This is a genomic window from Anaerococcus nagyae, assembly GCF_040364225.1.
Taxonomy (GTDB): Bacteria; Bacillota; Clostridia; order Tissierellales; family Peptoniphilaceae; genus Anaerococcus; species Anaerococcus nagyae.
Genome location: NZ_AP031484.1, coordinates 1,688,728 through 1,711,906, shown reverse-complemented (window position 1 = coordinate 1,711,906; position 23,179 = coordinate 1,688,728). Strand labels below are relative to the sequence as shown.

Below are 23,179 nucleotides of genomic sequence, written 5' to 3'. Positions count from 1 at the left end.
ATCAAAATCTGTGAATAGTCGTATATTTATTTTTAGAAAAATTTTGGAAATGTAACATATGTTACAGATTTTAAGATGGGTATATTCTATAATGTAAACATAAAGGATATTAGACATTAAGTTTAAAAAGGAGTAATAATATGTTTTGTTATCAATGTCAAGAGACAGCTAAAAACGAAGGATGTACAGTACAAGGTGTTTGTGGTAAGAAGGAAGACACTGCAAATGCACAGGATTTATTAGTATATGTAACAAAAGGACTTGCAGAAGTTGCCAATAGAATTGGTGATGACAATGAAGAAGTATATGATAGGATTTCAAATAATTTATTTGTAACTATTACAAATGCAAACTTTGATACAGACGCTATCATGAAAGTTGTTAAAGAAACTATAAAAATGAAAGATGAGCTAATTGAAAAGTTAGATAATAAAGATAACTTATCTGAAATAGCTCTTTATTCATCAATGGATGATAAGGAACTTGAAAGAAAGGCCATTGAAGTTGGTGTGCTTAATACAATGAATGAGGATGAAAGATCCCTTGTTGAACTTACTACATATGGCTTAAAGGGAATGGCAGCTTACAATCACCATGCGAATGTTCTAGGATATAGAGATCAAGAAGTAGATAGATTTATTGCACATGCTTTAGAAGAAACTACTAAATCTGACAAAGAAGTACCAAGCTTAATTGATTTAGTAATGGATACAGGAAGCCATGGGGTTAAGGCTATGGCTTTACTTGATAAGGCAAATACCGAAAGTTTTGGTAATCCAGAAATTACAGAGGTTGATTATTCTGCAGGGGATAAGCCAGCTATCCTTATATCAGGTCATGATCTAAATGATATGAAAATGCTTTTAGATCAAAGTAAAGATAGTGGAGTAGAAATCTATACTCATTCTGAAATGCTTCCAGCAAATTACTATCCAGAATTCAAAAAGTATGATCACTTCCACGGTAATTATGGTAATAGCTGGTGGTCTCAAAATGATGAATTTGAGGCATTCAATGGTCCAATACTTATGACAACAAATTGTATTGTTCCAATGAAAAAAGATAATACTTATCAAGATAGAATGTTTACAACAGGGGATGCTGGTTATCCAGGATGTAAACATATAGAAAAAGACGAAAATGGGTACAAAGACTTCTCAGAGATTATAGAACTTGCTAAAAGTTGTAAAGCTCCAACAAATCTTGAGGATACTAAAGTTGTAGGTGGTTTTGCTCACAACCAAGTTGTTCAATTAGCTGATAAAGTTGTAGGGGAAATCAAAGCAGGAAATATCAAAAAGTTTGTTGTAATGGCAGGTTGCGATGGTAGATTTAAAGATAGATCATACTACACAGACTTTGCTGAAGCTATTCCAGAAGATTGGGTAATCCTAACAGCAGGATGTGCTAAATACCGTTACAATAAATTAGGTCTTGGAGATATCAATGGAATCCCAAGAGTATTAGACGCTGGTCAATGTAACGACTCTTACTCACTAGTACAAATTGCTCTTACTCTACAAGAAGCATTTGGCTTAGATTCAATAAATGATCTACCAATAGAATATAATATTGCTTGGTATGAACAAAAAGCAGTAATAGTACTACTTGCTCTATTGAGTCTAGGAGTTAAGAATATTCATTTAGGACCAACTCTTCCAGCCTTCCTATCAGAAACAGTTGTAGATTTTTTAGTAGAAAATTTTGGTATTGCTCCAAATACAAGTGTTAAAGAAGACTTAGAAGAAATGACTGCTTAAATAGAGAAAATTAGATAAAGATAAAGCTCGAAGTTCCTATGTGAATTTCGAGCTTTAATTTTTAATTTTATTTTACTATTTTGCTAGATTAGCTTTCTTTTCTTCTTTTCTTTTTTCCCAGATTTCATCTGCAGTTTTATTCCAATTTTTAGCATATGGACTACATTTTGCTTCTAGATCTTTAGGATCTTCTGGCGATATAAAGTCAGTTGATTTTGCTTTTGATTCCTCTACGATTTTTGTAAGTTTTCCAGCATTTTCTAGCATTGGACAAGGTTTAAACATATTGTCATTAAATGGTTGGTTATCATGATAAGCCATAAATAGAGGACTTTGTAAACTTTCCATAAGTGTTTTTTCTCTAATATTTGAATCTGAATAGTGGATAAATGCACAAGGTTCTACATCTCCTAGAGAATTAATATGCAAATAGTTTCTTCCACCTGCTATACAACCATTTATAAATTCACCATCATTTTGGAAATCTATAGCGTATATCTTGTATGGACTAGAGCCAGATCTTATATATCTTATTCTTTCACAAACATATTGTCTTTGTTGTGGTGTTGGTAAAAGTGAAGGATCGGCATCGTTACCAACAGGCATATAATGGAAGAACCAGGCTAGCTTACATCCGTGATCTATCATTTTTGATACAAATTCATCTGAAGTAATTTGTTCATAGTTTTTAGATGTATAGCATACAGAGACACCATATAAAAGTTTGTGCTCTCTAAGTCTATCCATGGCATCTAGAACTCTTTTATATACACCCTCTCCTCTTCTAAAGTCTGTAGACTCTTCTGTACCTTCAACACTAAGACCAAATGATATATTTCCAGCTTTTACAACTTCATCGCAAAATTCATCGTCAATTAATGTACTATTTGTAAATAAGAAGAATTCGGATTCATTAAACTCGTTAGCAAGTTTAATAATGTCATCTTTTCTAACCATAGGTTCTCCACCTGTCAACAAGAAGAAATAGCAACCGATTTCATTTGCTTGTCTAACAATATCTTCCATTTCTTCATAGCTTAGGTTGTTTTTATGTCCATATTCTGCAGCCCAGCAACCTTTACATTCTAAGTTACAAGCAGAAGTAGGATCAAAAAGAATTGCCCATGGAATATTGCAATTATATTGTCTTTGAAGCTCATTTCTTTTAGCATTTCCTTTATAAACAGCATTATAAGCTACTGTCATGATAAATTGCTTTAATACATGATCATCAACTTCATCTACTATTTCTTCAGCAAAAGAAGCCCACTTAGATGAAGGATTAGCAAATTCTGCTCTAATTCTTTCAAGAGCATGCTTTGCACTGTTTTCTTCTGAAGATTTAGGCATTATGTACTTATCCATTATCTTAGTAATATCCTTCATACCTTCAACAGGATCTTTTTTTACATGCTTTAGTGCAAGATCAATAGCTTTAGAAAAAGCTACTTTAGTAGTCTTATCTTTTAACTTAGTTTCCATAAGATTATCAAATACCTCCTATATAATGAATTTTAAAAATAACTATTAATTATATTAATTATCTGGCAAATAGTTAAGTACATAACTTTTTTTAATTATAATATGTAAAAATTAATAATAATTAAGTTATATTATTATAATACCCAAATAAATAAAGAAATTAGCTACTATGAAAAATCCACTATTTGACATCTTATATTAGTATTGGCATTAGCAATACTTCATCCTTGTATAGTGTTTTTAGAATGATTAAAGGCTAGTCAATTAGAAGTATTAAAGATAGTATAGACTTTTTTTATCTATAGTAATTTTATTGATAAATTGTGTAGTTGAAAAATTAGACGATCTTTTTTATACTTAATCTGAGGTGAAATATGAATTTAAGATGCATTTCAATTTTTAATAATCTAAGTGATGAAGATTTATCATGTATAAGAAAAAATGTGAATATAGAAGAAAAACTTTATAAAAAGGGGGAGCAGATATTTAGGGTAGGAGAAGTAGCTTCTCACATGTACTATCTTATAGAAGGTAGCATATTGGTATATAAAATAGATCCCAATGGTAAGAGATTTATTATAAAAAAGCTTAATAAACCCTCTATCTTCGGTGAAGTTTATTCCTATCTTGGTGAACCTTTTGACTTTTCAGCTGAAGCAGAAAATGATAGTAAAGTTTTAATAATTAACGATTTTAAAAAAATATTTGAAACAGATGTATCAAAAGAATTTTTGCAATCTTATATAGACCTTTTATCTAAAAAATGTCTTCAATTGAGCCGCACTAACCAAATTACCTCCCAGTCTACTCTTAGACAAAAAATAGTCAAATATCTAATACTAAATCAAGAAAATTCTAAAGTATCTATAGATCATTCCAGAGAAGAATGGGCGGATATACTTGCAACAACAAGACCTTCTTTATCTCGTGAGTTATCAAATATGATAGATGATGGATTAATAACGTTATCTGATAAATCAATAGAAATCGAAGATATAGAAAGACTGAAGGATATCATTTAGGATTTTGGGTAGAATTCTATAAAGGAGTACGCTATGAATTTAAATAAAGAAATAAAAGTAGAATATAACGACTTAGGTCGCTCTGATCTTGAAGCAAGAGTAGCAAGGCTTGCAAGGATTTGTCAGAATTTAGAAATTCCAGTCCTTGTAATGGTAGATGGATTTGAGTCGGCAGGTAAGGGCTATGTAATAAATTATCTAAGCCAAGATTTGATACCAAAGTACTTTGATGTAGATGTTTTTGAGAAAAATGAAGAATATGATAATAGGTTTCCTTTTGAGAAGAGATTTTTTGAGAATGTTCCCAAAAAAGGTCATATAAAAATTTTTGATAGATCATTATATTACAAATTATTTGATGATTTAAGCCTAAAAGAGAAAGAACTTGACAAAAAGATAAAGTCTATGGAAAAGATGGAAAAGATGCTATATGATGATCAGACTATAATAATCAAGTTTTTTCTAAATGTAAGTAAGGATGAGCAAAAAAAGAGAATAGAAAAACTTAAAGATTCTAACGAAAAAAGCTTTTATCTAAAGAGAAATGATGAAGAGCAAAATAAAAATTATAAAGATTATCAAAAACATTTTGAAAATATAATAGAAAAAACAGATTTCTCTTTTAGCCCGTGGACTGTAATTGATAGTAATGATTTAAAGAAGGCTAGTAAAGAAGCACTTTATCAAATGCTTGAAGCCTTAACAATTGGTTTAGAGAGGGTATCAACCCAAAGGTTAGATAATGAAAATACTGAACGTTCCTATCAAAGTAATAATAAAATAATAGAAAAGCTTGATCTTACAAAGAAAATAAGTGAAGAAGAATATAAAGAAAAGAAAGATAAGCTTGAAAAAGAAGTTAGAGATATGATGTTTGAATATTATAAGCGTGGTATATCTACTGTTTTAGCTTTTGAAGGTGTTGATGCGGCTGGAAAAGATGGTGCTATAGAAAGACTTGTAAAAAAAGTTGATCCAAGACTTTACACCGTGCATGCAATTTCAGCTCCAACTAAAAATGAATTGGACCATCATTATTTATGGAGATTTTATAATAAATTGCCAGAGGATGGTTATGTAGGAATTTTTTCTAGGTCCTGGTATGGCAGAGTCATGGTAGAGCGTGTAGAAGGCTTTGCAACAACTTATGAATGGGATAGAGCCTATGATGAAATGCTAGATATGGAAAAGCAAATACATGATCATGGAAGCTTGATACTCAAATTTTTCGTAGTTATAGATAAGGATGAAGAGTATAAACGCTTTATGGCACGTGAAAATAATCCTGATAAAAATTATAAAATCACAGATGAAGATTGGCGCAATAGAGCAAAATGGGACTCATATATAGAAGCTATGGATGAAATGCTAGATCGTACTAATGTTGATTATGCTCCTTGGATAATTGTAGAAGGCAATCAGAAATATTATGCAAGGATTAAAGTTATGGAAGAATATTTAAAGCGTGCTAAAAAACATTTGAAAGAATTTGATAAGAATAATAATTGATAATTTTTTATTTTTAAATATTGTAATATAATTAGCTTTGGAAAGTACTGGTATGATGGATAATTTAACTATGTAGTTCTTACAGAGGGAGAAAATATTGTTACGCTAGAAATAACCCTAGATAAGGATGAAATAAGCAAGATAGTTGAATGTATCAAATAGAATATGTAAAATATACTCTTAAGAAGTAATTCTTAGGAGTTTTTTTTATTTATGCAATATTACATATTTTATTTTTTTATATATGCTATTATAGGCTGGATTTTAGAAGTATCTTTTCATGTTATTACTAAAGGAAGATTTGTAAATAGAGGATTTTTTAATGGTCCATATTGTCCTATTTATGGTTTTGGTGCTGTAGCAGTAATTCTACTATTAAATAAAGTGGGAAATATTAATAAGCTATTATTATTTTTTGTATCAATGATTATAGCAACTCTTTTAGAACTTGTAACAGGTTTTATATTAGAAAAGATATTTCATAAAAGATGGTGGGATTATACGGGCTATAAGTTTAACTTAGGAGGATATATTTGTGCTGAATTCTCATTAATATGGGGAGCTGCCTGTTTTGTATTATATGAAGCTGTCCATCCTTTGATAAAAAAGGCTACAGAACTAGTTCCTATAAAAGTAATTATAATACTAAATATAATACTAGGAATCGTGTTTTTAGTTGATTTTATATCAACAGTAATTACAATTATGGGCTTAAGTGCAAAATTCAAATCATTGGAAAATCAGTCTAAAGATATCAAAAAAGTATCTGATGGTATAGGACAAAAGGTTGCAGATAAGACATTTGTAGCTCTCGATAAGAAAAAAGAGTTTGAAAATTCTAGATTTGTAAAGGAATTTGATGAAAGAAGTGCAGAATTTAGAGCTAAATTTGATTCCTTTGGAGAAAAGAGACTACTACGTGCTTATCCGAATTTAATTAAAGATTTAGAAGATAGGTGGGGAAATAGAGACTTTATAAAAAGAAAAGAAGAAAAATAAAAGTCTTGCCTATTATTATAAATTTTGCTATTCTTAATTAAATAAAGATTTATTTAGGGGTATTTATGCTTAAAATCTATATAATTTATTTTTTTATTTATGCCATCATAGGTTGGGCGTTGGAAGTAACCTATAATGCAATTAGACAAGCAAAATATATTAACTGTGGAGTATTAAATGGGCCTTGGTGCCCTATTTATGGCTTTGCAGTTATTAGTATTTTGATACTACTAAAGTCAGTTAGAACTGATAGTAAACTTTTTTTATTTTTTGCTTCAATGATTATAGCTTCAATAATAGAACTTATAACAGGCTTTATCCTAGAAAAAGTCTTCCATAAAAAATGGTGGGATTACTCTGATAAGAAATTTAATATAGGTGGCTATATTTGTGCAGAGTATTCCATTGCATGGGCAGCTTTGTGCTTTATTCTATATGAAGCTATACATCCGATGATTGCAAATTTAGTAAAATATATTCCTTATAAATTGACTATAGGAATAAATATAATTGTGGCTGTATTATTTATCATAGATTTAGTAGCAACAATAAATTCAATTCTAGGAATCAATAAAAAGTTTAGTCAGGTAGAAAAATCTTCAGAAAAAATTAGCGAGTTTACAACAGATATTGGAGAAAAAATTGCAAATAAGGGTATAGAAGCGGCTGGTAAAACAAGTAATAAAAGAAAAGAATTTGATCAAAGGAGCAAAGACTTCAAAGAAAGCTTTGATAAATACGGTGAAAAGAGAATCCTAAAAGCTTTTCCAAATCTTATAGAAGACTTGGAAGATAGAGGATATGACTTTAAAGAAAAAAATAAATAATGCAAGCTACTGAGATTAAATCTTGGTAGCTTTTTTTAATGTGTATTTTTAGGATATAATCATATGAAAGGGGTTAATTATGGATAGATTTAAAATATTTTTGATAGAAGATGATGAGATTATAGCTAAATCGCTTAAAAAATTTTTGGAAAATTGGTCTTATGAAGTTTATCTAGTTAAAGATTATGAGAAAGTTTTTGAGGAATATGAAAGAATAGACCCAGCTATTATTTTGATAGATATATCTCTACCATTTTTCAATGGATATTATTGGTGCGAAAAAATTAGAAATGTTTCGAATGTTCCCATAATTTTTATATCTTCAGCTAGTGAAAACTTAAATAAGATAATGGCAATGAATATGGGAGCTGATGACTATATAACTAAGCCTTTTGATTTGGAGTTATTATTGGCGAAAATTAAGGCCTTACTTCGAAGATCATATGAGTATACAGAAGTAACTCACAATATTTCATATAAAGATATATTTATAGATAGGAATAGAATGTTATTGATATTTGATAATAAAGAAGTTAGCTTGTCAAAGAATGAATACTTAATTTTAGAGATGATGTTTACATATCCAGAGAAAGTATTTAAGCGAGAGGAACTGATGGATAAGATATGGCAGACTGATGAATTTATTGATGACAATACACTTACTGTAAATATTATGAGACTTCGTAAAAAACTTGAGGATGTTGGCCTAAAAGATTTAATAAAGACTAAAAAGAAAGTTGGTTATTATATTGAAAGAGATAGTTAGATTTTTAAAAATAAAGACTCATGTATTAATAATATTTTCACTTTATATAGTTTTCTTATTTGCAAGCACTTTATTTGGAATTGATAGAAATTATATCCTATATATAATATTGGTATCAGTTCTACTATTTTTAGTGGATATAGTAATTTCTTTTATAAACTATAAAAAAATTTCAAACGCATTGACCTATTGGGCTGATGATCCTTCCATGGATCCACCTGATATAATTAATAACACAAAGTTTTTTGAAGAAATTGATTCTATTAATAAGTTAAATAAGGAAATGGAAAAATCTTTTGACTTAAAGATGAAAGAATTTAAAGATTATATGACCATGTGGGCCCATCAAGTAAAGACTCCTCTTTTTTCTCTAGACCTGATATTAAATGATCACCCTGTTGATAGTCATGCTGCTAGGGCAGAGGTTTTTGAAATAGAAGAGTACATAGAAAGCTTATTATCCTATATTAGACTTGAATCCTTATCCACTGATTTTGTTTTTAAAAAGCAAAGCTTGGATAAGCTTATAAGATCATCTATAAAAAAATATTCTAAACTGTTCATAAAAAAGAAAAACAAGGTAAAATTTTGTCCTACTGAATTGTTTATAACTACTGATGAAAAATGGTTTGGCTTAATATTAGATCAAATATTATCTAATTCAAATAAATATACTCAAAATGGAGAAATCAGTATTTATATGAAAGGTAAAAATTTGGTAATTGAGGATACGGGTATAGGGATCAGAAAGGAAGATTTGCCAAGAGTTTTTGATAAATCATATACGGGCTATAATGGTAGGATTTATAAAAAGTCAACCGGGATTGGGTTGAATTTAGTAAAAACTACCGCAGAAAACTTAAGTATAGATGTAGATATTGAATCAGAGGTGGGAATAGGTAGCAAACTCATACTTAATTTAGCTCGAGAGATAAATTAAATTACTAGTAGGATCAAGAAAAATGTATAGAAAAGTTAAATATATAACGTTAAATTATTGACGATTAGAGAAAACGATATATAATGATATTGAAATAAAAATAAGGAGGTTTATATGAAAGGTTTTGCAATGTTGGGAATTGGTCAAACAGGATGGATTGAAAAACCAGAGCCAGAGATTGGTCCTCTGGATGCCCTGGTAAAGCCGATTTCTTTAGCACCTTGTACATCTGATATTCACACAGTGTGGGAAGGTGCGATCGGAGATAGACACGATATGATTTTAGGTCATGAATCAGCAGGAGAAATTGTAAAAGTTGGAGAGCTTGTAAAGGATTTCAAAGTAGGAGATAGGGTATTAGTACCTGCTATAACTCCTGATTGGTCATCTCTTGAAAGTCAAGCAGGATTTCCTATGCATTCTGGTGGAATGCTTGCAGGATGGAAGTTTTCGAACTTTAAGGATGGAGTTTTTGCAGAAGTTTTTCATGTAAATGATGCTGACGCTAACTTAGCATTGATTCCAGAAGGGGTTGATCCAGTCCTTGCACCTATGTTATCGGATATGGTAACTACAGGTTTCCATGGAGTTGAACAAGCTGATGTGCAATTTGGAGATGAAGTTTTAGTTATAGGAATAGGTCCTGTTGGCTTGATGTCTGTTGCAGGAGCAAACTTAAGAGGCGCTGGTAAAATTTATGCTGTAGGTACTAGACCAAAATGTGTAGAAGCTGCTAAATATTATGGAGCAACCGACATAATTTCTTATAAGGAAGGGTCTATTTCTGAACAAGTATTAGATCTTACCAATGGTAAGGGTGTAGACAGGGTTATTATAGCTGGTGGTGGAGTAGATACTTTTGAAGAAGCTATAAAAGCTATGAAGCCAGGTGCTAAGATTGGCAATGTGAACTATCTTGATGGCGGTGATTATGTAAAAATTCCTAGAGCTGAGTGGGGCGTAGGTATGGGACATAAAGTCATAAGCGGAGGACTAACACCAGGTGGAAGACTTAGGATGGAAAAATTGGCTAGTCTCGTATCTTGTGGCAAGCTTGATATCTCCAAACTTGTAACTCATAAATTCTATGGTTTAGATAAAGTTGAAGATGCCTTATATCTTATGAAAGATAAGCCAGCTGATTTGATTAAGCCAGTTGTAGTAGTAGCAGAAGATTTGATGGATAAATAATATGCAAATAATAATAGTATCTGGCTTTCTGGGCAGTGGAAAGACTACTTTTATAGAAGAATTTCAAAAGAGATTAGAAAACGTAGCAATATTAGAAAATGACTATGCTAAAGCAAATGTGGATTATGATATATTAGCTAATACAGGAAAAGATATTCTTTCTTTGGAGAAAGGTTGTGTATGTTGTTCAAAAAAGAAGGATTTCGCAACAACAGTTATAACTATAGAAAATACTATAGATCCTGATTACTTAATCATTGAGCCTACTGGCGTAGGATATTTATCTAATATCATCGCTAATATTAAGTCTATAGAATATGAAAAAATAAAATTATTAAATCCTATAACTATAGTAGACTACAACAGCGTTGATAGCTTAATTAGGAACTATGAAGATCTTTTCTTAGACCAGATTAAAAACTCCGGATACTTATTATTATCTAAAACCGAGAATACCAGTAAAGAAGAAATAGAAGAGGTAATAAGTAAGTTAGAAAGATTAACGAAGGCAAGTATATACGCAAATCATTACAAAGATTTTGATAAAGATATATGGCAAGAATTACTTAGCACTTATGATATAGATATAGGAGCTAATTCAGCTAGTAAAGAATTAAAGTTAGATAGCTTTAGCTATGATAATGTAAATTTTAAGGATTTTAATGAGCTAGGAACCAAGCTAAATGCTGTTACTTGTAATAGATTTGGAAAACTTATTAGAGCTAAGGGTATAGTCGATGTTACTAATAAAAAAGTAAGAGTGGATATTGTAGATAATAAATTTAATGTAGAAAAGTATGAGGGGAAATCTTCAAATAATTCTCTTATTTTTATAGGAGAAGATTTGGAAAAGGATTCTTACGATATATTATTTTCCAAATAAGCTAAAAATTAATAGTAATTAAGGAAGAGCTAAGCTTGGCTCTTTTTTTTGATGGAACTATTAAAACTAACAAATTGTCACTTTAAGTCTTAAACTGTTATATAAATCCAAGGATTTTTATTTTTATCTATTGTATTATATAGACAAGAAAAGATAAGAAAGGAAAGTGATAATATGCTACTTGAAGTTTCAAACTTAGAGAAAATATATAAAACTAGATTATCAAGCAATCAGGTTGTGGCTTTAGATAATGTTAATTTTTCGGTAGAAGAAGGAGAATACATAGCTATTATGGGAGAGTCTGGTAGTGGAAAAACTACTCTATTGAATTTACTTGCTCTTTTAGATAAATCTACCAAGGGAGAAATAATTTTAGAAGGTAAAGATTTTTCGACTATAAGTGATTCTGAAATGTCAAAATTTAGACGTGAGCATTTAGGTTTTGTTTTTCAAGATTTTAATTTACTAGATACTTTAACTCTTAAAGAAAATATAATATTACCATTAATACTTGCAGAGGAAGATCCTGCAAGTTTTGATAAAAGAGCAGATGATATTGCAAAATCTTTAAGAATAAATGAACTTTTAAATAAATACCCTTATGAGGTATCAGGGGGACAAAAGCAAAGATGTGCAGTAGCTCGTGCCCTAATAACAAATCCCAAATTGCTTTTAGCAGATGAGCCTACAGGAGCCCTTGATTCTAATAGTTCTAGAGAGCTTATGGAAGTTTTTAGTAAATTAAACGAAAGTGGACAAACTATTATAATGGTAACCCACTCAGTCCAAGCAGCTGCAGAAGCAAAAAGAGTTTTATTTATAAAAGATGGAAAGATCTTTCATGAACTTTATAATTCTAGTTTTACAAGCTATGAAATGGGTGAAAAGATAGCTGATACTATGCAAATGCTTGCTAGAGGTGAGATAAAATGAAATCACTTTACAAAAATCTCGCCGAAGATGGCATAAGAAGACATAAAAGACTCTATTATCCATTTATAGGAACTACGGTGTTTTTTATAGTTTTAATAAACTTATGTCTATCTATAAGTGCCGATCCTGTTATAGAAACTTTTTTTGGGGCAACTACAGTAGGAACACTTATGGATCTTGGTTCTATAATACTATTGATATTTGCCTTACTTACGATTTCGCAGAACTATAACTTTATTCAAAAGAATAAGGCAGATGAGTCGGCTCTATATCTGATGCTAGGAATGGAGAAAAAGCATTTAATAAAGATATATCTTCATGAACTATTGATTTTATACTTAAGGTCATTAATAATAGGGACTCTTATATCACTAATATCATATAAATTAGTTTTTGCTGGATTTTTGAAATTGATGAATTCTGATATTAATGTATTAGAAAGTGGGATTTTTCCAGTAATACAACCACTGATGCTTACAGCTTTAATATTTTTAGCCATATTTGCATTATTGCTTTTAAAACAAGTTTTTAAGAATAGGAATTTTACTCCTCTTAATTATATGCAAGAGTCGAAAGCAGGACAAAAAGCTCCTAAACATCCTGCTATTATAGGAATATTAGGGATTATTTGTATAGGTCTAGGGTATTATATAAGCCTTAGCACAGATAATCCTATGAAAGCTTTTAGATTATTTTTTGTAGCTGTCTTGCTAGTAATTTTAGGAACATATCTTGCTTTTTCTGTAATAATATCTGGAATATTAAAATTATTACAGAAAAATAAAAGATTTTATTACAAAAAATCAAACTTTACAGCAGTTTCTGGTTTGATTTATAGAGTGAAAAATAGTGCTAATACTCTTGCTAGTATTGCTGTCTTATCAACCATGGTAATAGTTGTTTTAACTTCGGGCTTTTCCCTTTATTTTGGAACTATTAAAATGCAAGATCAACTGTATCCAACTGATTACAAAATGAGTTTTCCTAAAAAAGAAGAAAGTTTAGATTATTATGAGAAATTAGTAGCAAACGCATTAAAAGAAGAAAATAAAACTGCTAAGATAAATTCTTTTAAGTCAAATTATTTTATTATAGATAAAAATGGAACTATAATTACCAAACGTGATTCTGAAGCTACTCTTGAAGAAGAGTTTGGAGGTTCTAGTTTTCTAGGACTTTATCTTGATGAAAATTCTACTTATAATTTCAATGGAGCTGATGCTATACTCTTATCAGATGATCAAGGTTATAATATAACGAAAATTGAAGGTAAAGATTTAAAAATTAACAAGGAAAAAGAAGAAAATTATCCTACGAAATTTCCTTCTACTGATATAACTATGACAAATACCTCTAAACTTGTTTTTAAAGATCCTAAGCTTTTTAAGGAAGTGACAGATAGTCTAAAGATAAGTGATGATCCTAGGTATGACGAAAATTGGAATATAACTTTTGATGTAGATGGACCCTATGATCCACAGTTAAAGGAAAATTTGTGGAAGAAATTTGCTGATAAGCTATCAGATCAGTGGTTTTCTTTAAGTGATGGTAGAGCTGATAGGGCAGAATTATTAGCTATGTATGCTGGAATATTCTTTGTAGGTATTATCCTAGGTTTAGGATTTTTAGTATCTACAGTACTAGCTATTTATTACAAGCAACTTTCTGAGGGTCTTGATGATAGAGCAAGATTTAAAACTATGAGACAATTGGGCATGACTAATAAAGAGGCTAAAAAAAGTATATCTAAGCAAATGGGCTTGGTATTTTTCTTGCCACTAGTATTTGCTTTTGTACACTCATTATTTGCTCTACCAATCATTACTGAGTTTTTAAAAATTCTTGGGCTTACAAAAATATCTTTATTTATAAAATGCCTATTAGCTGTCTTTGCAGCTTATATACTTTTCTACCTTGCTACATTTAAAATGACAGAAAAAACATACAACAATATCGTATTGGAATAAGCATTTAACTAAAAAAGTAGGCAAGAGAGTAAATGAGCTGAACCCCCAAAATTCGGAATACGGATGTATGGGTTCAGCTCATAAACTGACCTACTTTTTTATATTTTAAACTTCATTTTAACTACAGCTCCTTGATTGTCCTTCTCACTGTAATTATTGATTTCTAGTATACCATTATTATTTTTTGTTATTTGATTTATAATATTTAAACCGAAGCCATGATTTATCTTATCTTTTTTGCTGGTGAGTTTCTTTTGAGGGAAGGATTCTAAGATTTCATTCTCAAAACCGTCCCCTTCATCTTTTACGCTTATTACAAATAAATTATTTTCATTTTCAAAGGATAGATAAATATTTCCGTAAGGTTTACTATGCTCAGTCGCATTAACAATTAGATTCTGTAAGGCGCTTGCTATTTGCTCTTTATCTAGTCTTATTTTAGAAGTTTCTCTTTTGCTAAGGACTAAATTAATATCTTTATTAGCCATAATTGTCTCTGCTATGTCTATCCAATAACTGATAGCATTTTCATCTACTGGATGTGGATTTGTTTTTAGAGTCTTTGAAAAATTTTTAAGCTTATCGATGTAAATTTCTAGCCTAGCTGTTCCACTTTCTATACCATTTAAGTATTCAATTTGACTTTCAACTATATCTTCTTTAAGCAATTCGGTATTGCCTTTTATAATTGTAATAGGAGTGCGAATGTCGTGAGTGATTTCTTCTAGTAATTCTTTTTCAGAAGTCTCAGCTTCCCATTGGTCAGTTAGAGATCTTTTTAGCTCTTTAGATAAGGTGTCTAGTGAGTTCAAAACCCCATAGATTTCTCTATACTTTGACTTTTCTCTTTTATAATCTAAGTCCATATCTTTTATATGGCTGTTTGTTACTGATATTTTTTCTATTTCAGCTTTCAATAATCTGACAGACTTTCTTATAAAAAGTGAGAAACCTATTAGCCAGATGGTAAATATGGTAAGTACATATAATATCTCTATATTATTTATTTTTTCGTATAGATTTTTGGATGTCAAAATTGGTGATATTTGATAAGCTAAAATCAGTGTTTTATCACCTGCCGAAAGCTTTTTTAAAAATTTAGGATTTAGTAGCGAACCTATATATGATAATCCATTTTTGTAAGCTTCTTTTACATAATTTGAGTATTTGTCATCGATAGTATTCTCTATAACATTACCATTTTTAGTATACTCATAATCGTAAAAATAGGGGATATTGCTGGTTTTAAAGTCATCTTGCGTGAGCATTGCATCTATTTCACTAATATGATTTTCTGCGTAATTTGCTGGATAAATAATAGACCTATTTAGGGCAAATCTTACGAGGTAAAGTGCAAGTAAAAATATAAATGCAGAATAAATAATTTCAAAAATAGCGTATTTTCTTATTAAGAAACCTAAAGATTTTCTATTTCCCATTTATATCCCACTCCCCAGACTGTTTTGATCGGATCTAGCTTGTGTTCAACAAATTTGCTTCTAATCTGTTTTATGCGCTCTGTTATAGAAGATTTGCTGTCACCATCTGCATCGTACCCGTAAATTGTCGTATAAATATATTCTTTTGAGAACACCTGACCCTTGTTTTTTAAAAGTAGGACACATATTTCGTACTCACTTTTGGTCAAATTGATTTCATTTTCGTAAGTATAAAATTTACGATTTAATAGATCACAGGAAATAGGATAATCGACTAAACGATTGTGTTTTTCTCTCCTTTCGCGTCTGATATGAGCTGCAACTCTAGCGCGAAGCTCGTTTATTGAAAATGGTTTGGTGATATAATCGTCAGCCCCTAGAGCAAAGCCCTCAATTTTATCAGCTTCAAAGTCTTTTGCAGTAAGCAAAAGTATAGGAATGTCTATCATATCCCTATACTTTTCTAAAAATTCAAAACCAGACATTTTTGGCATCATAATATCCAAAATGATCAGATCAAAATTTGAAAAAATATCTGGATCTATTATGGATGAGTCGTTATAAATTGTAAGATCATATTCTTTTTTTAGGGTATTTTTTATCAAGTTTGTAAGGTCTATATCATCATCAATTAGTAAAATATTCATCTATTCCTCCGTTTTTGCGATTACATCCCATTTACTAAACCAATCCATAGCACAAAGTAAAAACACAGATGTAAGGACGATAGCAAGAATTAAGAAAATTATAACATTATTTAGATTTATTTTGCTAGAAGCTAATAAATAAATAAGTTTAATCGGCCATACAAAAGGAAAAATAGGCCAAATAAGTTCTACAAGCCCTGTTGAACCAAATAAAATGGCAGCAAGGGTGATAAAAATTCCAGCTAAAATACTTATAGATTTACCAAATTTTAGGGTCAAAAATTGATATATAGGAATTAGGGGAACTAGAGTCAAAAGACTTATTCCAAGCAGAGTGAAATTTATTTTGTGGCTCGGTATGTCAATTCTTATTATTTTTGTCCCAAGGAAAATTCCAATGCTAGCTAGGGCTACTATTAAGACAAATAAAACTAAGATAAATAAAAATTTTCCTAAAAAAATTTTCTTTCTAGATACAGAAAATCTTATCTCGTTAAAATAGTAGCCTGCTTCTTTATCAGACTCATAGGCCATAGGTACAAAAAAACTTAAGGCAAAGGTTGCAAGTATGGTAAAGATACCAAAGAAAGAATGTATTTCTTGTCCCTTTAGGTTATGGGTAGTTGCTATATAAATAGAGAAAAATAAAGTATACATAATCGGGGCAAAGATTGATACCCAAATAAGTGCAGTTCTTTTATTTCTTATAAAATTTGATTTTATAATATTAATCATTGTTATTCCTCACATAAATTTTACTGCTAAATATCATCGTAAATGTAAAAATTATTGGACTTAATATCATCCCTATATAAATAGCACTCGGATTTGCTAGGTAAGATCCTTTCTCTAAAAAAATGCCATTCGGATTAAGATTAATAGCAGGTGCAAGCATCCTAAAAGTATAGGAGTGGGGGTAAATTAGCCAGTAATTTTTGATTGCAATTATTGGTCCTAGTAGGGATAGAATAAAATTAGCAATATATACTATAAAATTTTTACCAAAAGCCACCATCAATAAAAATGAAAAGGAAATTATTGGAAGTGACCCTATAAAAGTTACAAAAGTGGCTTTAACTATATCAATAAAGTATACATTCTCCTGTAACATAAATTTTCCTACTATATATAAAAGTAGACCTGAAATTACTAGTATTATAAATAAATGGAGAGTCACCACAATTACTTTTGCCCAAATGACTTTTTCTTTATTTAAGCCGAGACTTTTATAAAGATTAATATGATAATCTTTTTCCTTTACTATAATATTTACTACTAAAAGACTTAAAATTATTGGCAGAATTAAAATAGGGTACCAGTTATAAGCAGCAGCTAACAAATAACTCTTATTCTCTATGCTTCTAACCATGAGTAAAACAACTAGACTTGTAAAAATAATAAAAATAAGTGGAACTATCTTTATAAGTTTACTATTAGCTGATCTCTTTTCTTTAATAAATTCAGTTTTTATAAATTTATTCATATTAATAACCTTCTTTTTTTAAAATTTCCATAAAAAGACTTTCCAGATGATCACTTCCCTTATCATTAGCGCTTTCATAGGCAAGTTTGCCATTTACAATTATGCCGACTTTATCAGCAACTTGGTCTACTTCGCTTAAAATGTGGCTAGAAATAAGTACGGTTATACCGTCATTATTAAAAGATTTTATTAGTTCGCGCAGCTCGGCAATACCTATTGGATCTAGGCCGTTTGTTGGCTCATCTAGTATCAAAAATGATGGATTATTTATTAAAGCCATAGCAATGCCAAGTCTTTGCTTCATACCTAGGGAAAATTCACGAGCTAATTTATTACTAGTATTAGTAAGGCCAACTATTTTTAAAACTTCATTTATTCTATTTTCATCTATATTTAATAAAGTAGTTAGGACTTTTAAGTTTTCGTAAGCTGTTAGATTTGGATAAATAGCAGGACTTTCAATAATTGCTCCTATTTCAGAGAGATCTTTTTGGCAGATAGGATGCTCTTTATAAAAAATTTCTCCAGAGCTTGGCTTTATTATTTGTGTTATCTGTTTAAGTAGAGTCGATTTACCAGCCCCATTTGGACCTAAAAGTCCATAAACTTCACCTTTATGAATATTGATAGACACTTCATCAAGAGCTTTAAAATCTCCGTATTGTTTTGTTAAGTTTTTTGTTTCCAAAATATTTTTCATAATTGCCTCCTTGTTTATGATTAATTATAGAAGGTGAAAATAATTAATTTATAACTGAAAATATAAATGTTATTAAAAAAATTAAAAATTTACTCTAGCATAGAATAGATTAAAATTAGAGAGAAAAGTTGTTGACAAATATAGGATAGGTAGTATATTAAGAAGCACTTAGCAAATGGCTAGATAGCAATGGTTTAAATATAGTTTTATGTATATTCATAAATTTTACTAAAAGTTTGTAAAATCTATTAAAAGTGCTTGCTATTATAAGCTTTTTGTTGTATTATAATAGGGTGCTTTGAAGCAAGATGTTGCTTGGAGACTAAGGCCAAGCCCCAAGGGAACTCTTGTCTAGCAAGTTTAGAAATAATTCTAAGCGGTTTCCAAAAATATCAAACGCCCGGATGGGTGGTATAGAAAGAGAGAGGAAAAATGGCTAATCAACAAAAAATCAGAATTAGACTTAGAGCTTACGATCACGAAGTAATCGATAGCTCAGCAGAAAAAATCGTAGAAGCAGTAAAAAGAAGCGGAGCGGAAGTATCTGGACCAATCCCACTTCCAACAGAAGTAGAAAAGATTACGATCTTAAGAGCGGTTCATAAATACAAAGACTCTAGAGAACAGTTTGAACAAAGAACACATAAAAGATTAATCGATATCATCAATCCAAATGCTAAAACACTTGATGCACTTAAGAAACTTAACTTACCTGCAGGTGTTGATATCGAAATTAAGTTATAATAACTGTAATTAGAATGATTGATAGATTCTAATAGAAGGAATCAATCCGCTGTAATTAAGGAGGTACTCATGAAGAGTATATTTACAACAAAAGTAGGCATGACTCAAGTCATCGATGAAGACGGAGTAGTTACTCCAGTTACTGTTCTAAAGGCTGATGAAAATGTAGTTGTACAAGTTAAAACAGAAGAAACAGACGGTTACAACGCAGTGCAAATCGGTTATATGGACAAAAAAGAAAAAAATGTTAAAAAACCAGTTAAAGGTCATTTTGACAAAGCAGGCGCATCTTACAAAAGATACCTTAAAGAAGTAAACTACGGCAATGATCCAATAGAACTTGCGGTAGGAGATAAATTAGCTGTAGATATCTTTGAAGCAGGCGAAGTCGTAGATGTTGTTGCAACAAGCAAGGGTAAAGGTACCCAAGGTGCTATTAAAAGATGGAATTATGGTAGAGGTCCTCAATCTCACGGTTCTAAATCTCATAGAGTAGCAGGTGCTCGTGCAGCAGGTTCAGATCCAGCTAGAGTATTCAAAGGTAGAAAAGGCTCAGGAAAAATGGGAAATGAAAGGGTTACTGTTCAAAACTTACAAGTGGTAAAAGTAAACTTAGAAGACTCATATATCCTAGTTAAAGGTGCGGTTCCAGGACCTAAAGGCGGACTTGTTCAAGTTAAACAAGCAGTCAAGGGCCAAAACTAAGGAGGACTTAAATGCCTAAAGTTAACGTATTAAACATTCAAGGAGAAAATGTTGGTGAATTAGAGCTTAACGAAACTCTATTTAACACAAAAGTAAGCGAACACGCAGTTTACGAAGTAGTTAAAAACCAACTTGCAAATAAAAGACAAGGTACACAATCTGCTAGAACACGTTCTGAAGTACGTGGTGGTGGACGTAAACCATTTAGACAAAAAGGAACGGGTAGAGCTCGTCAAGGTTCAATAAGAGCACCACATTATACAGGCGGTGGAGTAGTATTTGCACCAAAGCCAAGAGATTATAGCTACCAAATTCCAAAGAAATTAAGAAGAAAAGCACTTTACTCAGTTCTTACTTCAAAAGTAAACGACAATGAATTAATAGTTTTAGATAGCTTAAATTTACAAGAGCCTAAGACAAAAGAAGCAGCAAGTATATTAAATGCTATTGACGCTGGCAAAAAAGCGTATGTAGTAACAGCAGAAAATGACAACATCGTTTATAGATCATTTAGAAACATTGAAGGTGTTGATGTATCAGCTGCTAATTTAATAAATGTTTATGATTTAGTAAGACATAACAAGCTAGTAATTACAAAAGATGCAATTGCTAAACTTGAGGAGGTATTTATATAATGAAATCACCTTATGAAGTAATTAAAAGACCAATTATTACAGAAAAAAGCATGAGCTTACTTGATGAAAACAAATATACTTTTGAAGTAGATAAAAATGCAAACAAGCCAGAAATAAAAGCTGCTATTGAAGAAATCTTTGACGGAGTAAAAGTAAAAAAAGTAAGAACTATGAATTACGAAGGTAAAAAAGTTCGTACACGTCATGGTATTGGCAAAAAAGCAGACTGGAAAAAAGCTGTCGTAACTCTTACAGAAGACAGTGCAGAAATCGAATACTTCGAAGGTTTATAAGGAGGATTTAAATGCCTATAAGAAAATTAAAACCAACTTCAAATGGTCATAGAAATATGTCTGTTTCAACATTCGAAGAAATTACCACAAATAGACCAGAAAAATCACTTTTAAGAGATTTAAAATCTAAAGGTGGTCGTAACAATACTGGTAGAACAACAGTGCGCTTTAGAGGCGGCGGAGTAAAAAGAAAATATAGAATCATCGATTTCAAAAGAAACAAAGATGATATTCCAGCAAGAGTAAAAACTATAGAATACGATCCAAATAGATCAGCAAATATCGCTTTAGTAACTTATGCTGATGGAGAAAAAAGATATATCTTGGCTCCAAGAGGACTTAAAGTAGGAGATGAAATTCTATCAGGAGAAAATGCAGATATCAAACCAGGTAATGCTCTAGAACTTAAAGATATTCCAGTAGGTACTATGATTCATAATATTGAACTTAGAGCAGGTCAAGGTGGAGTATTAGTAAGAAGTGCTGGTGTTGGGGCACAACTTATGGCTAAAGAAGGTAAGTTTGCAACACTAAGATTACCAAGTGGTGAAGTTAGACTAGTACACTTAAACTGCAAAGCGACAGTAGGAGTTGTAGGAAATTCAGAACACGAATTAGTTAGACTTGGTAAAGCAGGTAAAACAAGATATAAAGGACGCCGTCCTCACGTTAGAGGTTCTGTAATGAACCCAGTAGACCATCCACACGGTGGTGGTGAAGGTCGTACACCAATTGGTCGTCCATCACCAATGACACCATGGGGCAAAAAAGCTATCGGTGTTAAAACACGTAATAAGAAAAAACAATCTTCACAATACATTGTAAGAAGAAGAGATGAAAAATAGGGGGGATATAATGGCTAGATCACTTAAAAAAGGACCATTTGTCGATGATCATTTAATGAAAAAGATTGACGAATTAAATGAAAAAAATGAGAAAAAAGTTATAAAAACTTGGTCAAGACGTTCTACAATATTCCCTGAATTTGTAGAACATACTATAGCAGTACACGATGGTAGAAAACACGTGCCAATCTATATCACAGAAGATATGGTGGGACATAAACTAGGTGAATTTGTACCAACAAGAACTTTCAGAGGCCATGCTAAAAAGGCAACTGAAATGAAAAGTAAAATGCGTTAGGAGATTACAATGGAAGTTAAAGCAACAGCTAAATATCAAAGAATATCTCCTCTTAAAGTAAACTATATTTGTAAAGAGATTAGAGGTAAACAAGTAGATGAAGCACTTAATATCTTAAGATTTACAAACAAAAAAGGTGCTAGATTACTTGAAGGTGTACTTAAATCTGCTATAGCAAATGCAGAAAACAACAACGGACTTGATAGAGAAGACCTATATGTTAAAAACGCATTTGCAAATGATGCTCCAACTATGAAAAGATGGCATCCAAAAGCTAAAGGTGCAGCATATCCAATACTTAAAAGAAGTAGCCACATTGGCATAGTTCTTGAGAATATAGAAGCGTAGGAGGAAAATATGGGCCAAAAGGTAAACCCTAAAGGATTTAGAGTTGGTGTTATAAAAGACTGGGACTCAAAATGGTATGCAGATAAAGAAGAATTCTCAGATCTATTAGTAGAAGACTATAACATCAGAAAAGTAGTTAAAAAAGAAGTTTATGATGCAGGAATTGCTGATATAGAAATTGAAAGAGCAGTAAATAACCTTAAAATCACAATCTTTACAGCAAAACCAGGTATGGTTATCGGTAAAGGTGGTTCAGGAATTGAAGAACTTAAGAAAAAAATCGAAAAAGTTGCTCCGGGCAAAAGAACAATCATAAACGTTGAAGAAATCAAATATCAAGACCTTAATGCACAATTAGTAGCAGAAAATATTGCATCAGCACTTGAAAACAGAGTAGCATTTAGACGTGCTATGAAACAACCTATCCAAAGAACAATGAGAGCTGGAGCTAAAGGTATTAAGACTATGGTATCTGGTCGTCTTGGTGGAGCTGATATGGCTAGAAGCGAAGGATATTCAGAAGGAACAATTCCACTTCAAACACTAAGAGCAGACATTGACTATGGTTTTGCAGAAGCTGATACAGAATATGGTAAAATTGGTTGTAAAGTTTGGATTTATAAAGGCGAAATTCTTCCAGGAGAGAAAGCTGTACGTGAACCAAAAATGAAGCAAAGACCAAATAATAGAAATAAAAAGAGAAGAAACAACAATAGACGTCCTAACAGAAATAATAACGAAAATACTAATAAATAGTATTTAT

The 23,179-nt window shown here is 31.0% G+C and carries 25 protein-coding genes; 19 read left to right on the top strand and 6 right to left on the bottom strand.

Features of this window, described 5'->3' with window-relative positions; genetic code table 11:
• The first annotated feature begins 140 nt into the window (after positions 1 to 140).
• Positions 141 to 1,760: a hydroxylamine reductase gene (hcp, locus tag ABXG81_RS08405; RefSeq protein ID WP_353528767.1), complete on the top strand. Its 1,620-nt coding sequence runs from the start codon at positions 141 to 143 to the stop codon at positions 1,758 to 1,760.
• 75 nt (positions 1,761 to 1,835) lie between these two features.
• Here the strand turns inward: hcp and ABXG81_RS08400 are convergent, their stop codons facing one another.
• A complete protein-coding gene (locus tag ABXG81_RS08400; protein ID WP_353528766.1) occupies positions 1,836 to 3,242 on the bottom strand; it encodes a radical SAM protein in 1,407 nt (468 codons plus the stop codon).
• A 374-nt stretch (positions 3,243 to 3,616) separates the two neighbouring features.
• Here ABXG81_RS08400 and ABXG81_RS08395 point away from each other — a divergent pair, with 374 nt between their 5' ends.
• The 10 genes from ABXG81_RS08395 to ABXG81_RS08350 all read left to right on the top strand — a co-directional run bounded on the left by ABXG81_RS08395 (position 3,617) and on the right by ABXG81_RS08350 (position 14,279).
• Positions 3,617 to 4,264 carry a Crp/Fnr family transcriptional regulator gene (locus ABXG81_RS08395; RefSeq protein ID WP_353528765.1) on the top strand — a complete coding sequence of 216 codons (648 nt, stop codon included), beginning with the start codon at positions 3,617 to 3,619 and terminating at the stop codon, positions 4,262 to 4,264.
• Between the two features lie 33 nt (positions 4,265 to 4,297).
• A complete protein-coding gene (locus ABXG81_RS08390; RefSeq protein WP_316122239.1) occupies positions 4,298 to 5,773 on the top strand; it encodes a hypothetical protein in 1,476 nt (491 codons plus the stop codon).
• A 213-nt stretch (positions 5,774 to 5,986) separates the two neighbouring features.
• Positions 5,987 to 6,772 (top strand): putative ABC transporter permease, encoded by a 786-nt coding sequence (locus ABXG81_RS08385; RefSeq protein ID WP_117520290.1) that lies wholly within the window; start codon positions 5,987 to 5,989, stop codon positions 6,770 to 6,772.
• A 65-nt stretch (positions 6,773 to 6,837) separates the two neighbouring features.
• The gene (locus ABXG81_RS08380) at positions 6,838 to 7,599 is read left to right on the top strand and encodes a putative ABC transporter permease (protein ID WP_209813394.1); all 762 of its coding nucleotides are present in this window, start codon (positions 6,838 to 6,840) and stop codon (positions 7,597 to 7,599) included.
• A 79-nt stretch (positions 7,600 to 7,678) separates the two neighbouring features.
• Positions 7,679 to 8,365: a response regulator transcription factor gene (locus ABXG81_RS08375; RefSeq protein ID WP_209813392.1), complete on the top strand. Its 687-nt coding sequence runs from the start codon at positions 7,679 to 7,681 to the stop codon at positions 8,363 to 8,365.
• Positions 8,349 to 9,305, top strand: coding sequence for a sensor histidine kinase (locus tag ABXG81_RS08370; RefSeq protein WP_209813390.1), 957 nt, complete (start codon positions 8,349 to 8,351; stop codon positions 9,303 to 9,305). Before ABXG81_RS08375 ends, ABXG81_RS08370 begins: the two co-directional genes overlap by 17 nt.
• Before the next feature lie 114 nt (positions 9,306 to 9,419).
• Complete coding sequence (locus ABXG81_RS08365) at positions 9,420 to 10,496, top strand: NAD(P)-dependent alcohol dehydrogenase (RefSeq protein ID WP_117520282.1); 1,077 nt, start codon at positions 9,420 to 9,422, stop codon at positions 10,494 to 10,496.
• Between the two features lies 1 nt (position 10,497).
• Positions 10,498 to 11,379: a GTP-binding protein gene (locus ABXG81_RS08360; RefSeq protein ID WP_353528764.1), complete on the top strand. Its 882-nt coding sequence runs from the start codon at positions 10,498 to 10,500 to the stop codon at positions 11,377 to 11,379.
• Between the two features lie 174 nt (positions 11,380 to 11,553).
• A complete protein-coding gene (locus ABXG81_RS08355; protein ID WP_209813387.1) occupies positions 11,554 to 12,312 on the top strand; it encodes an ABC transporter ATP-binding protein in 759 nt (252 codons plus the stop codon).
• On the top strand, positions 12,309 to 14,279 hold the full coding sequence (locus tag ABXG81_RS08350) for an FtsX-like permease family protein (protein ID WP_353528763.1): 1,971 nt from the start codon (positions 12,309 to 12,311) through the stop codon (positions 14,277 to 14,279). Before ABXG81_RS08355 ends, ABXG81_RS08350 begins: the two co-directional genes overlap by 4 nt.
• A gap of 98 nt (positions 14,280 to 14,377) precedes the next feature.
• Here ABXG81_RS08350 and ABXG81_RS08345 read toward each other — a convergent pair whose 3' ends face one another.
• The 5 genes from ABXG81_RS08345 to ABXG81_RS08325 are packed head-to-tail and all read right to left on the bottom strand — an operon-like array spanning position 14,378 to position 18,548.
• On the bottom strand, positions 14,378 to 15,718 hold the full coding sequence (locus ABXG81_RS08345; protein ID WP_353528762.1) for a HAMP domain-containing sensor histidine kinase: 1,341 nt from the start codon (positions 15,716 to 15,718) through the stop codon (positions 14,378 to 14,380).
• Positions 15,697 to 16,365: a response regulator transcription factor gene (locus ABXG81_RS08340; protein WP_117520272.1), complete on the bottom strand. Its 669-nt coding sequence runs from the start codon at positions 16,363 to 16,365 to the stop codon at positions 15,697 to 15,699. The genes ABXG81_RS08345 and ABXG81_RS08340 overlap by 22 nt, the downstream gene beginning before the upstream one ends.
• The gene (locus tag ABXG81_RS08335) at positions 16,366 to 17,100 is read right to left on the bottom strand and encodes a hypothetical protein (RefSeq protein WP_353528761.1); all 735 of its coding nucleotides are present in this window, start codon (positions 17,098 to 17,100) and stop codon (positions 16,366 to 16,368) included.
• On the bottom strand, positions 17,093 to 17,848 hold the full coding sequence (locus ABXG81_RS08330) for an ABC transporter permease (RefSeq protein ID WP_117520268.1): 756 nt from the start codon (positions 17,846 to 17,848) through the stop codon (positions 17,093 to 17,095). The genes ABXG81_RS08335 and ABXG81_RS08330 overlap by 8 nt, the downstream gene beginning before the upstream one ends.
• A 1-nt stretch (position 17,849) precedes the next feature.
• A complete protein-coding gene (locus ABXG81_RS08325; protein WP_209813378.1) occupies positions 17,850 to 18,548 on the bottom strand; it encodes a lantibiotic protection ABC transporter ATP-binding subunit in 699 nt (232 codons plus the stop codon).
• A 432-nt stretch (positions 18,549 to 18,980) separates the two neighbouring features.
• Between ABXG81_RS08325 and rpsJ the strand changes: the two genes are divergently transcribed.
• From rpsJ to rpsC, 8 genes are all read left to right on the top strand, one after another.
• The gene (gene rpsJ, locus ABXG81_RS08320; RefSeq protein ID WP_044565289.1) at positions 18,981 to 19,292 is read left to right on the top strand and encodes a 30S ribosomal protein S10; all 312 of its coding nucleotides are present in this window, start codon (positions 18,981 to 18,983) and stop codon (positions 19,290 to 19,292) included.
• 69 nt (positions 19,293 to 19,361) lie between these two features.
• Positions 19,362 to 19,997, top strand: a complete 636-nt coding sequence (gene rplC / locus ABXG81_RS08315; protein ID WP_117520265.1) for a 50S ribosomal protein L3 — start codon at positions 19,362 to 19,364, stop codon at positions 19,995 to 19,997.
• 11 nt (positions 19,998 to 20,008) lie between these two features.
• Positions 20,009 to 20,632 (top strand): 50S ribosomal protein L4, encoded by a 624-nt coding sequence (gene rplD / locus ABXG81_RS08310; RefSeq protein WP_117520263.1) that lies wholly within the window; start codon positions 20,009 to 20,011, stop codon positions 20,630 to 20,632.
• A complete protein-coding gene (gene rplW, locus ABXG81_RS08305) occupies positions 20,632 to 20,925 on the top strand; it encodes a 50S ribosomal protein L23 (RefSeq protein WP_117520261.1) in 294 nt (97 codons plus the stop codon). The genes rplD and rplW overlap by 1 nt, the downstream gene beginning before the upstream one ends.
• An 11-nt stretch (positions 20,926 to 20,936) precedes the next feature.
• Positions 20,937 to 21,770: a 50S ribosomal protein L2 gene (gene rplB / locus ABXG81_RS08300; protein ID WP_117520259.1), complete on the top strand. Its 834-nt coding sequence runs from the start codon at positions 20,937 to 20,939 to the stop codon at positions 21,768 to 21,770.
• A gap of 10 nt (positions 21,771 to 21,780) precedes the next feature.
• A complete protein-coding gene (rpsS, locus tag ABXG81_RS08295) occupies positions 21,781 to 22,068 on the top strand; it encodes a 30S ribosomal protein S19 (protein WP_101539548.1) in 288 nt (95 codons plus the stop codon).
• A gap of 9 nt (positions 22,069 to 22,077) precedes the next feature.
• Positions 22,078 to 22,416, top strand: a complete 339-nt coding sequence (gene rplV / locus ABXG81_RS08290; RefSeq protein ID WP_117520257.1) for a 50S ribosomal protein L22 — start codon at positions 22,078 to 22,080, stop codon at positions 22,414 to 22,416.
• Between the two features lie 9 nt (positions 22,417 to 22,425).
• Positions 22,426 to 23,172, top strand: a complete 747-nt coding sequence (rpsC, locus tag ABXG81_RS08285; RefSeq protein WP_117520255.1) for a 30S ribosomal protein S3 — start codon at positions 22,426 to 22,428, stop codon at positions 23,170 to 23,172.
• The last annotated feature ends 7 nt before the right edge of the window (positions 23,173 to 23,179 follow it).